Source organism: Veillonella sp. 3891, from assembly GCF_003992315.1.
Lineage (GTDB): Bacteria > Bacillota > Negativicutes > Veillonellales > Veillonellaceae > F0422.
Window position 1 is genome coordinate 82,265 of record NZ_RQVE01000002.1, and the last position, 12,293, is coordinate 94,557.

Genomic DNA, 12,293 nt, shown 5'->3' on the forward strand with positions numbered 1-12,293 from the left:
AATAGTACCCTATAAAATGGTTCCCAATACAATAAGAGGAAAGTTGATTGAAACATCAACTTTCCTCTCTTTTTTATATTTTAATAGCCAAAAAGCCCCTAAAGAACCCTATCCATCCATAACGTCAAAGCCGTCAAACATCTATCCCTGCGGAAACGCTCCGACAAACTCCCAAATGCTCATATCTGGTAAATGGTTTTGTACATACATGGTTTGTAATGTATCCATACACCATGGTATAGTCACATACTTCTTCACATACATATAATTATGACCATCTTTGGATAAGGCAATTTCTAAATTTAATTGATCCGGGTGAGCTTCATCCATAATGGCTTGGACAAAGTGGCAGTTTTCTTTTGGTGTATCCCAAACTAATGTAAAAAACACACGCTCATCTGCCACAATCTGATGTAGAACCGTTTCTACATCATCCCAAGTGCCTTGTTCATAGGTTTCTTCATCCGTCACTAAGCGAAACATTAGGCTTCTCCTTGTTCAATGCGGATCACATCGCCAATACGGTTACATAATTCATCCAATTGATCTTGGTCTGGACCTTCTGCCATAACGCGAATTAATGGTTCCGTACCAGATGGACGCACTAAAATACGACCATTGCCGCCCAATTCTTCTTCTGCTTCACGGATCGCATCTTGAATCGCACTATTCGTCTCCCAACCTGCTTTTGTAAGCACTCGTACATTTACTAACAATTGTGGGTATTTTGTCATCAAACCAGCTAGTTCAGATAAAGATTTTCCTTTTTCTTTCATAATGGACAAGGTTTGTACTGCTGTCAATAAACCATCGCCAGTACTATTGTAATCTAAGAAGATGACATGTCCCGATTGTTCGCCACCAATAGAGTATCCATCAGCAAGCATTTTTTCCAATACATAACGGTCCCCTACAGCAGTGCTGCATGTTTGCATACCCAATTCTTTTGCCGCCTTGTGAAAGCCGATATTACTCATCACTGTGCCTACAATCATATTGTCTTTTAGTTTACCTTGTTCTTTCAAATGTAAACCGCAAAGTAACATGATTTGGTCACCGTCTAAGACTTGACCTTTTTCATCCACCATCAAGCAACGGTCTGCATCACCATCATTGGCAATTCCCACTTGTGCGCCTTCACGAAGCACCGCCTCTTGCAAGCCTTCTAAATGCGTAGATCCTGCGTTATCGTTGATATTTGTGCCCGTTGGCTCTACATTGATGGCTACTACCTCTGCCCCTAATTGGCGAAGAATCTTAGGGCCCACATAAGAAGCTGCCCCATGAGCTCCGTCATAGACAACTTTCAACCCCGTTAAGGTATCGCTAGTAGATACTACGAAGTTCACATATTCTTCCACCCAGTCTTGATGATACGTAATACGACCAATATCTCCATCTGTTGGACGTGGCAAGCAATCGTCAGCACTTTCAGTGCAAAGTTTTTCAATTTCATCTTCTACTGCATCGGGCAATTTAAATCCATTACCGTCAAAGAATTTGATACCATTATCTGGATACGGATTATGGGATGCAGAAATCACAACCCCTGCAGTACAACCTTTTTGGCGAACCAAGTAAGCAATCGCAGGTGTCGGTGCTTCCCCTAAAATAATCACATCACCGCCTACTGCGCAAATACCAGAGGCTAAGGCATTTTCTAGCATGCCTCCAGAAATGCGTGTATCACGTCCAATTAAGAAAGTTGGACGTTCTACGGATTGACCAAAATAAGACGCCGCTGCTCGACCTAAATGATAGGCCAACTCAGGCGTTAAAAATTCATTGACTAAACCTCGTACCCCATCTGTACCGAATAATCTACTCATGATGATCTCCTTTCAAAGGGCCATATGTATTCATAATTAGTATGGCAGTTTCTGACCCATCCAAAGCGGCACTCATGATGCCTCCTGCATAGCCTGCACCTTCCCCGATAGGATATAATCCCTTCGTGGACTGTGAAAGTCTATGTTCATCTCGTACGATGCGAAGCGGTGCTGATGTTCGTGTTTCCACCCCAGTCATACACACATGGTCCGCATCAAAGCCTTGTATACGTCGCCCAAAATATGGCAACGCTTCCGCTAATGTATTCGTCACATAGTCTGGCAAACATCGACGAATATCTGCTGGTGTCACACCAGGCTCATAACTGTAAGCTTTACGCTGTACATCATTTGTCTCTGTGCGGCCTAAGAAGTGACCTACCGTCTGAATTGGTGCATGGTAATTGCGACCTCCCACGATAAACGCTTGTTCTTCCCATTTTCGTTGAAAGTCCACCCCGGCTAATGGATGGTCTCCAAAATCACGAGGTCCTACAGTAACCACCAATGCACTATTGGCAATGCCACTATCACGAGCGTATAAACTCATACCATTAGTCACAACGCCACCTTCTTCAGAAGCACTGGCAACAACTTGTCCTCCTGGGCACATACAGAAACTATAGCAAGAACGATCTTGTTCTTTATCGTGATATACCAAGGAATACTCTGCTGCTCCTAAGCCAATATCTGCTGGATGCACCCCATACTGTGACGTATCAATAACATCTTGATCGTGCTCAATACGAACGCCGATGGCAAAGGATTTTCCTTCTAAATGGACTCCTCTATCATAGAGCATGCGATACGTATCACGCGCACTATGTCCAACCCCTAACAGTACAATATCTGCCGGGATTCGTTCTCTTCCATTGATCACAACGCCGGTTACTGCTTGATCTTGGACTTCAATATCTGTCACCTGCGCACCAAAACGGACTTCCCCGCCCCAAGCAATGATTTGCTGGCGCATAGCTTTTACCATGTGGCGCAAAATGTCTGTCCCTACATGAGGTTTATGTTTATATAAAATTTCTTCAGGAGCTCCAAATTCTACGAAGTACGTAGCAATCTCATGAAGCCTTGGATGGGTGACACGAGTGGTCAATTTACCGTCTGAAAAAGTACCTGCTCCACCTTCACCAAACTGTACATTCGATTCTGGCTTAAAGATGCCCTCTTTCCAAAATTGCTCTACATCTAACGTTCGTTGATCCACATCTTGACCTCGTTCTAATACGATGGGACGATATCCTTCTCGCGCCAAATAGAACGCTGCCAACATGCCAGCAGGGCCAAATCCAACTACTACTGGTCGATGTTGCATAGGCTTAGCGCCACACACAATGGATTCTGGCATTTCAGGCTCCATTAAGGTAATATCTTTATGACGACTTAATTTTTTCATCACCTGTTGCTCTTGGTCTACTTCTAAGAACAGAGTATACACAAAAGTAATATGCGGTTTCTTCCTAGCATCAACGGCTCGTCGCACCACATGAATTGCTTTAATACGTCCTTGTAAAGGGCTATATTTTTTAACAAGCAATGCTTCTAACTGCTCCGCCTCTTGCACGGGTATCCGAAAATTTATAATACGTAACATGTTTCTCTCCTACATATGAGGTTCTATTTCTACTTTTACTACTACTCGGTCTGTCGATGTAGTCACACCTTCTGGTAATACAAAGCTATAGTTCCCCGTAAAACTACCTGTAGCGCCATTGACTGGAATATCAATGGTTTTCACTCCATCAATACCATTTAAAATGGATTCTTTTCCTACAATCGTCAATTCTTTTGGTTCCACTACCACTCGTTTCACTGTATATCCAACTGGTACATTACCTACTACATTGGCTTGAACAGGTACTTTCTTCTCCATCCGAATGCGTTCTAGTTCATATTGAATTTGCGCACCTTTCGGTGTGATCGTCAATCCTTCTACCACATTGCCCGCAGAATCTACTGGTAAAATATCGCCTACTTCCGTAAAGCTTTCTCGATGTTTATCTAGGTTAATCCGAATCACGGCATAGGAGGCTCTGCTTACCAAATGGGCTGGCCCAGAAATCGTTACCGTAGTAGGCATAACTTTAGAGTCTTTAATAGCAATGTCATTCGGCACCGTGCCTAATGGTTGCGCCTGCACTTGTAACTCTTTTACCATGTATTCATCCACCGTAACTGTTACATTTTCTGGGGTTATGCTATCGATGAAAGTCCCCGTCGGGGCTGTAAAATTGATGGCTACATTTTCCTGTCCTACACGGGCATTCTTCATGTTTACATAAGCTTTTAGTACAGATGGATTAATATCAAAGATCGCATTACGAGGTCCTCGCAAATGAACACGCACTTCGCTCGGTACCCCTTCTACCAAATAATTTTGATCCAAATTCTGCACTTGCACTGGTACAGTATATGTCATTTCTATCACAGGATTTTGGTCCTTCATGACAAATACCCACATACCAATGGCACAAAATAAACAGAATAATTTCATCCCCCAATTATGTTTTAACCCTACCATCCAATGCATCATTTCGATTCACCTCGTTTTATTTTAAGTAAAGAACTGACTGCACTTGGTGTTGGCTCTAATAAAGACAACATAACTGTGCGCAATGTATCTTCTGTGACGCCACGATGAATTTGTCCACCTAAGGCATAAGAAATTTGTCCTGTTTCTTCGCTGACCACTACTACTAAAGCATCGCTTTCTTCGCTTTGCCCTAAGGCAGACCGGTGTCGTGTGCCTAATTCCTTGCTCACATCTCGGTTTTGACTGACAGGTAATAAACTAGCAGCCGTCTCAATACGTCCATTACGAATGATTACTGCTCCATCATGAAGAGGAGATTTAGGATAAAACAAATTCATCAACAGTTCACTGGTCACAAGTCCATCGATACGAGTCCCCTGCATGGATAACACATCTAATTTCATGTTTCTTTCAAAAACCATGAGCGCCCCAATTTTACGACGAGACATACTACGACAAGCAATAACGACTTCTTTCACAATGGATGTGAGCTCTTCTTTAGAAATTTTAGTGCGGGATGAGAAAAATCCAGTACCACTACCCAATTGTTCTAAAAGGCGTCGTAATTCTGGTTGAAATACAATCGGCAGAGCAATCATTAAGACTGCCACACTTTGTTGCATAATCCAGCTGATGGTATGCAACCCCATGAAGTGTGCTACGATATTGATGACCACTAATACGCCTAACCCTTTCAATAAGCCTAAGGCTCTCGTATTTTTAACTAGTCTATATAACCAATAGAATAAAGTGGCTACAACTATAATATCTACGATATCTAAAAATCGTAATGTTTCTAATGTAGTTTGTAATTGAAACAGCATAGAATATCTCCTATCCTTTCTAATACAAAATAAGGGCACATGCTTATGCATGTACCCTTTTATTGTATCCTATATTGGTATTTTTTTCTAGTAAACCTACGATTTATGCACGGTAAGTTTCGATAAGTACGTCCATATTACCGCCGCAAACCATACCTTCTTTGACTGCTAGATCATCGTTTAAGTCCACATAGATACGACGAAATGCTTCTTTCTTCTGTAACGCATCTACAGCACTTAATCGAATTTCATTTTCTGCACGGCCCCCACCGATGGTACCAAAGATAGAGCCATCAGGATGTACAATCATAGTAGTACCCGCTTTCCGTGGAGTGGAGCCATGTGTATTTAAAATCGTTGTCACTGCTAATGTGTCCTGCTTATGTTGTTGTAAATACTCAATAAACTCATACTTCATGTGTGTACCTCTTCTTTGATAAAAAACCACCTTGTTTACGATAGGATACTGCCATGTATTCTGCTACGATGGAAAGTGCAATCTCTTCTGGTGTTTGCGCTCCTAAGTCTAATCCAATAGGACCATATAACATATCTAGCTCTTGCTGTGTCCAACCTTCTTCTTTCAACACTTCAAAGGCATGGAAAATACGTTTATGGCTACCCATCACACCCACATAGGTTGGCAACACATGGCGCACTTGGTGCAAGCACATGCTATCGAACTCATGAGCTCTTGTAACCACCACAATACCTGTATAGGCTTGAAGATTTAAATGATCCTTGAGTGTTTTAAAATCTAAATGTACTCGTTTTACGCGGGAGTCAAAAAAGTGTTCTTGTAAATATTCTGCTCGGTCATCGACTACGGTGACTCCGCAACCAATAAACAAGAATTGATCCGCCACACAACGACTGACATGTCCAGCACCCAAAATAAGAATTTCTGGATCCTTTTCAAGAGGTTGCAAAAAGCATTCCATATCTTCAATAGAAAACAATTGTGGTTCTATTCGTTGAGGTACTGTAAAGCCTTCAATAGCATTGCCATACACCACTTCTCCTGTATAGCTATACATCACCTTATCACCTTGTCGATTTCCAGATAAAATCGTCACAATCAAAGATGATTCATCCTTTGCCATACGCTCTTGCGCAATATCAATCAGATTCATGGTTCTACTCCTTTATCTGCTCATATTCCCAAGCAGTGATGGCCTCCATCACACCACCGCCGACAGCCAATGCTTTATCTGATATAGTAAAGCAATGGCTGTCTTCACATCGTGCGTCCACATCCGCCAATTTAAAGCCTTTCGTTACTAATATATTAGAAGCTAAGATGCCTCGTAAGGTACCTGTTATTTTTGCATGCACTGGCACATTCTCTACATAGCCTATAACAGAGCCTGCTTCTACTTGATCTCCAATATGGCTTTTCGCTACAAATAGACCTTCTGCTGGGGATTTGATCACTCGCTCATGCGTATAGCCACCCACATTGCCCGGAATCCCCGTATTTGCTAAGGCTGGTCCCTCATAAATGCATCGTCCTAAGGTATGACCACGCATAGTTTCAATCACCACATGCACATCTTTACCGGCACTAAACCCAGGACCACATCCAATGACTAAGGAAGCATCACTTTTTTGAGTTCCTACATTTCGCTTCGCCAAAATTGCATCTACCACGATCGTCGGTTGTATCGTAGCCAATACGGTTTCATAAGGTTCTGTCACCACAGGAATTGCCTCGCGACTAGCCAACAGTTGTGCCACATCTTGTAAAGGTACATGGCGTGAGCGCAAGCGCTCCAAGATCATTTCCCCTCGGTGCACGGCATTTCCATAGGATACTTCTCTACGAATCATGGTAGGAATGGCAATTTCATTAATCACCACTGGATACCCTGCTCGCCACAAACGATAAATAGCGCCAGATGCCACATCTCCACCGCTACGGATGAGAATGATTGGTTTCATAACGTCCTCCTTCGCTTACGATACGGTCATAGTCTTCCTTCGTATCGATATCAATACCACTATGCATAGTACATTGCCTTTCAAGCCATACATGCCTCACATGAGGAGCACCTTCACCTCGTAAAATGATACGCCCTCCCTGATCGCCAGGAATCAGACAAAGTGCATCCGCCCAATATCTGCCAAACACAACGGGATTACCTCGTTCTTGATTCGGTCCATACTGTGGCTGTACAATAGCCTTTTCATCGCCTATATCTCTGAAAGCATGACACAATTCCTCAATGACTTGTCCATCCAATAAAGGTTGATCGATCACACCACATAGAATTGCCTCTAAGCGCTCTTTCTGTGTGCGTTCCCATTGTAACAAGGCCTCCACTCCTAATCGGATTGATGTGCCTTGCCCTAGTTGTGGTTCCACATTAAAAACAGGAATTCCCTGTACCTTACGCACCATATTCTCCACACCCATACGTGGGTCAATCACCACTGCTAGAGGTTGTATCTTGCCATACTTAGAAAGAGCACTCTCTAACAAAGTATGCCCTTCATAGGTCAATAATTGCTTGGCCCGTCCCATACGTTTCGATTGTCCAGCCCCTAATACTACACATCCTATTGCCATGTTAGCACCTTTTGTATACAACAATGTTCACCATATCCATTAGCCAATACCACTTTGTATAATGGAAGGGCATGCAAAGCTTGTAACAATGCATCCACCACCGATGGATGTACCGCATCGCATCCCGTACAGAACACAATCCGTTTTCCACGAGCATATTGAAAAATACCATTCTCGTGTCCTAATAGTTTTGCTACTCCTTCTGGGGTGATTCTATCTCCTAGTGCAAATCCCGTGATAGACTGCACTTCTTCTATACGATGCACATAGTCCTCTGCGAGCGGTTTGCCTAAGACCTGCATATTGACTACTGCAATGGTAGTCACCGTGTTAGCCGGTATCACTGGTTCATGAGGCTTAGGGGCTTTCAACCATTTAGTTTTCGCCCCATCTGCCTCAACGACAATAGACCAATCTAGATGACGATCATGCAATGTATCCAGTAATTCTGGCTCTAGGCCAACTACTTTGTGACCTGCTATCGCTTGGAACCATGCCCCCATCTGACCACGTTTCACTTGTTCTACAATATGAGCCTCACCTAGTGCTAGATCATCCCCATAGCAAGGATTCCAAGGAGCTACTTGTTCCGATCCCATCTTTGTTGTAGTCGTTACCACTACGGGACGTTTTAGACTGGTTGCCACAGCACCTAATTTAGATACCACTGTTGTTTTACCACCAGCCCCTACGACAGCAAGTATTCCAGGTTCTAGTAAGGACTCCCAATACTGCCTATCACTCATCTCGAATCTCCTATTGCTAGCTCTACTTATTTATTTTGTAATGCCTTATACACACGTTCTGGAATCATTGGCAATGTAGTTACCTCTGCACCTGTTGCATTTAAGATAGCCCCTTGAATCGCTGGACAGGAGGTATTGATAACTACTTCCCCTATGGATTTAATACCGTAGGCACCTGTTGGTTCATAGGATTCCACAAAATCTACATGAATATTGCCAATATCTAATCGTGTTGGTAATTTATAATGCATGAAATTATTCGTTTCTAACACACCTCGAGAGGAATAGCGAATTTCTTCATACAAAGCCATGCCAATACCTTGTACCACGCCACCTTCTGTTTGTACAGTGGCTAAATTTCGATTCACAATCGTACCGCAGTCAACCACAGCATAATAGTTTTCTGGTGTGACTTTACCAGTTTCCGTATCTACCTTCACTTCTGCTATACCTATCATAAAAGGAGGAGGAGATGTTTGACTGCCCCAAGTCGCCATACCACTTAGGTAATGACCTTTCGGGCCCGATACAAGCTTCGGCGCTAGCTCTTTAGTCGTCATCGTTTTAGAACCATCTTCGGTCCACACTTTTTCTCCATCAAAGGAAAGTGTACTTGGGTCCACTTCTAAAATACGGCCGAACTCTTGTAAGATTTTTTCTTTCAATTCGTCACAAGCCAGTTTAGTAGCAGTCCCTGTCACATAGGTCGTACTCGATGCATAGGAACCTGGATCAAAAGGCACTACATCGGTATCTGCTTCATACACAACCATCATATCCATTGGACATCCCAAGGTTTCACAAGCAATTTGTGCCAATGCTGTATTGGAACCTTGGCCCATATCTGTAGATCCTGTAAATAACATATACGTACCATCATCAAGCATGCGCACTTCTACAGAAGCAGAGTCAATATTGGCAATCCCCGAGCCTTGAAAGGCTAGGGCAACCCCTAAACCACCCATATGGCGGTCATCTATTTTCCAGGATTTCGGACGATTATCCCAATTGGACATTTCTTTCGCCTTTTGGATAGCCTCACGCAACAAGCCAGATTCTAATATTTCTCCTGGATGGAAGGATTGTGCAGTTTCCCCTACACTAATTAGATTTTTCAAGCGCAATTCAATTTCATCTACACCCATAGCATGCGCCAATTTCGTAATGGCACATTCTAACGGCCATAAAGCTTCTGTAGCACCATACCCACGGAATGCACCGCCTGGCATATGGTTTGTGTACACCACATTCGATTCATAACGAATCGCTTTAGTTTTGTTATATAATGGCAAGGATTTGTGTTCCCCTGCGGTGAAAGTCGTCAGCGCATGGCTACCATGTGCTCCTGCATCGGATACCGCCACCATGTCGATAACTTGAATAATACCATCCTTTGTGGCCCCTACACGAACTTTCCAATCCCGTGCATGTCGGCTAGTGGAACAGTTATTCGCTTCATGACGATCGTATATGATATAGGACGGTTTTTTCAACTTCCATGTTACAAAGGCTGGGAACATTTCTGTACAACCAGTTTGTTTAGATCCGAAACCACCACCAATACGAGGCTTGATAACACGAATTTGTGCCGCTGAAATCCCTAACGCACGAGCCACATGTCTACGAATATGGAATGGTACTTGTGTCGAACTAGTGATGACAAGGCGATTAAATTGGTCAATAGTGGCAAAGGTTCTAAAGGTTTCCATTGCCGATTGTAAAGTAGCTTGGTCAAAGTAAGACTCTTCTACTACATAATCACATTTCGCCAATTCTGCTTCTAAATCACCCACTACATGACTATAGGAACACGCAATATTTCGCTTAGGATCTCCCCCTACTGGGAAGTTATAATGGAGATCATCTTCTGCATGAATAATACTTGGATGATCGATGGCTGTATGCATATCTAAGACTGGTTCATAGACCTCATATTTTACTTTAATGAGAGGCATCGCTTTTAATGCGGTCCGTTCATCCACGGCCACCACTAAGGCTACTTCATCCCCCACATAGCGAACCACTTGATCTAAAATCAACATATCGTATGCAGATGGTTCTGGATAACTTTGACCCGCTAAGGTAAATCTAGTTTGTGGCACATCTTTGTAAGTATAAATCGCTTCCACACCTGGTACTTTTAAAGCGGCCTCAATATTAATATCTACAATTTTAGCAAATGCATGAGGACTACGAAGCACCTTAATACATAGTGCATTGGATGGAATAAAATCTTCTGTATAGGCTGCTTTACCACTCAAAATCGTTGTGGAGTCTGTTTTTTTGTAACTTTTTCCTAAGTGTTTCATAGTGTTTTGCCTCCTAAAAATTTACGAATCCCACGCATATGCGATTCATAACCTGTACAACGACATAAATTATTGTTTAGGTAAGCTTTAATTTCTTCATCCGTAGCATTTGGATATTTACGGCTCAAGGCAATGGCACTCATCATCATGCCTGTTGTACAGTAGCCACATTGATCAGCCCCTTCTTCTGCCAAGCAATCCGCCAAATGAGCTGCCTCTTCCGCTACGCCTTCTAAGGTAGTAATCTCATGGCCTACGGCTCTGAAAGTAGGATAGGCACAAGATAACATAGGATCTCCATCTACCCATACAGTACATAAACCGCAGTTTGTCGTATCACAGCCGCACCGCACACTATAAAAGCCTAAGTTACGTAATGTTTCCAATAACATTTCATCTGTTTCGATGAGAACTTTTTGTTTCACTCCGTTCACTTGTAACATTATTTCCATTGTGCCACCTCTTTTACCAATCGTTTAAACATGTTTTTTGCCATCTCTAAGCGATACTCTGCACCTGCATGTGAGTTACTTTGAAAGGATAATTCCTCTTGAATTAAGATTACCGCTTCATCCAAAGCATCTAATCCTTTTTCATTAATCATCTGGCAAGCTTTTGTAGCTAATGCTGGTTTGCCCGGACGACAACCAATGTATACGGAATAACCTTGATCATCTAATCGAGCAGATCCTGTTAAATATGGAAAATCTGAAGTCGATTTTCTTAAGGCTTCAATCGCCACTGGTACTTCTTGTTTTGGTACAATGATTTCAAGCAATAAATCTCTTGTTCCATAGGTTAAGTATTGTTCAATTGGCATGCGGCCCGCTTCAAATAAACGTACCTCTGCTCGTAATGCTAATAAGGCAGGAATAATATCAGAGAACCCGAATTTCGCTGCTACCGATCCCCCCATGGTAGCCATACTCCGGAATTGAACACCTAAAATATCTTTCACAGCTTTTGGGAGCACTCCCCCACAGAATGTTTTAAATGGTTCATATACCTCTACATCCCGTTGTGTTGCCATGGCTCCAATGCGATATTCTGTGTCCTCTTCTTCAATATAACGAAGGCCCAATTCAGACAAATCAATCACCATTGGCCATTTACGATTTCCCAATCGTGTCCAACAACCACCTGCTAAGATAGGCGCCATCTTTTGCTTCACCATTAGTGCATGTGCCTCTTCTACTGTTTTAGGCTGTTGCACTTGCATAAACATAAGCATACTTATACCTCCTGACTCCAACATCTCTATACCCTTATTGTACCATGTATATGAAGATTTTGGCATATGAATTACCTTAGATACTACGCATCCATATATGCATAATCCATATACATCATAACTTACTAACAATCATGGAAATAAAAATAGGCATACACAAACTACTTCGTACTCCAATGAATCTATCATTATGCGAGACTAGTTTATGTACGCCTAATATCAATTTTATATGAAATATAG

13 protein-coding genes are annotated in these 12,293 nt (G+C 42.4%); all 13 read right to left on the reverse strand.

Features of this window, described 5'->3' with window-relative positions; genetic code table 11:
- Nucleotides 1-141: 141 nt before the first annotated feature.
- Nucleotides 142-483 (reverse strand): hypothetical protein, encoded by a 342-nt coding sequence (locus tag EO118_RS01490; protein ID WP_127068295.1) that lies wholly within the window; start codon nucleotides 481-483, stop codon nucleotides 142-144.
- The gene (glmM, locus tag EO118_RS01495; protein WP_127068296.1) at nucleotides 483-1,829 is read right to left on the reverse strand and encodes a phosphoglucosamine mutase; all 1,347 of its coding nucleotides are present in this window, start codon (nucleotides 1,827-1,829) and stop codon (nucleotides 483-485) included. Before glmM ends, EO118_RS01490 begins: the two co-directional genes overlap by 1 nt.
- Nucleotides 1,822-3,435, reverse strand: coding sequence for an NAD(P)/FAD-dependent oxidoreductase (locus EO118_RS01500; protein ID WP_127068297.1), 1,614 nt, complete (start codon nucleotides 3,433-3,435; stop codon nucleotides 1,822-1,824). The genes glmM and EO118_RS01500 overlap by 8 nt, the downstream gene beginning before the upstream one ends.
- A 9-nt stretch (nucleotides 3,436-3,444) precedes the next feature.
- Nucleotides 3,445-4,374: a YbbR-like domain-containing protein gene (locus EO118_RS01505; RefSeq protein WP_127068298.1), complete on the reverse strand. Its 930-nt coding sequence runs from the start codon at nucleotides 4,372-4,374 to the stop codon at nucleotides 3,445-3,447.
- Nucleotides 4,371-5,198, reverse strand: a complete 828-nt coding sequence (gene cdaA / locus EO118_RS01510) for a diadenylate cyclase CdaA (protein ID WP_127068299.1) — start codon at nucleotides 5,196-5,198, stop codon at nucleotides 4,371-4,373. Before cdaA ends, EO118_RS01505 begins: the two co-directional genes overlap by 4 nt.
- A 103-nt stretch (nucleotides 5,199-5,301) precedes the next feature.
- Complete coding sequence (locus EO118_RS01515) at nucleotides 5,302-5,616, reverse strand: XdhC family protein (RefSeq protein ID WP_127068300.1); 315 nt, start codon at nucleotides 5,614-5,616, stop codon at nucleotides 5,302-5,304.
- Complete coding sequence (locus tag EO118_RS01520; RefSeq protein ID WP_127068301.1) at nucleotides 5,606-6,331, reverse strand: XdhC family protein; 726 nt, start codon at nucleotides 6,329-6,331, stop codon at nucleotides 5,606-5,608. The genes EO118_RS01515 and EO118_RS01520 overlap by 11 nt, the downstream gene beginning before the upstream one ends.
- A gap of 4 nt (nucleotides 6,332-6,335) precedes the next feature.
- Nucleotides 6,336-7,139 (reverse strand): selenium-dependent molybdenum cofactor biosynthesis protein YqeB, encoded by an 804-nt coding sequence (gene yqeB, locus EO118_RS01525; RefSeq protein WP_127068302.1) that lies wholly within the window; start codon nucleotides 7,137-7,139, stop codon nucleotides 6,336-6,338.
- On the reverse strand, nucleotides 7,114-7,767 hold the full coding sequence (locus EO118_RS01530; RefSeq protein ID WP_127068303.1) for an NTP transferase domain-containing protein: 654 nt from the start codon (nucleotides 7,765-7,767) through the stop codon (nucleotides 7,114-7,116). The genes yqeB and EO118_RS01530 overlap by 26 nt, the downstream gene beginning before the upstream one ends.
- Nucleotides 7,758-8,513 carry a selenium cofactor biosynthesis protein YqeC gene (yqeC, locus tag EO118_RS01535; protein ID WP_127068304.1) on the reverse strand — a complete coding sequence of 252 codons (756 nt, stop codon included), beginning with the start codon at nucleotides 8,511-8,513 and terminating at the stop codon, nucleotides 7,758-7,760. The genes EO118_RS01530 and yqeC overlap by 10 nt, the downstream gene beginning before the upstream one ends.
- Nucleotides 8,514-8,539: 26 nt before the next feature.
- On the reverse strand, nucleotides 8,540-10,822 hold the full coding sequence (locus EO118_RS01540) for a xanthine dehydrogenase family protein molybdopterin-binding subunit (protein ID WP_127068305.1): 2,283 nt from the start codon (nucleotides 10,820-10,822) through the stop codon (nucleotides 8,540-8,542).
- The gene (locus tag EO118_RS01545; RefSeq protein WP_127068306.1) at nucleotides 10,819-11,274 is read right to left on the reverse strand and encodes a (2Fe-2S)-binding protein; all 456 of its coding nucleotides are present in this window, start codon (nucleotides 11,272-11,274) and stop codon (nucleotides 10,819-10,821) included. The genes EO118_RS01540 and EO118_RS01545 overlap by 4 nt, the downstream gene beginning before the upstream one ends.
- Nucleotides 11,265-12,053, reverse strand: coding sequence for a xanthine dehydrogenase family protein subunit M (locus EO118_RS01550; protein ID WP_127068307.1), 789 nt, complete (start codon nucleotides 12,051-12,053; stop codon nucleotides 11,265-11,267). The genes EO118_RS01545 and EO118_RS01550 overlap by 10 nt, the downstream gene beginning before the upstream one ends.
- Nucleotides 12,054-12,293 lie beyond the last annotated feature (240 nt).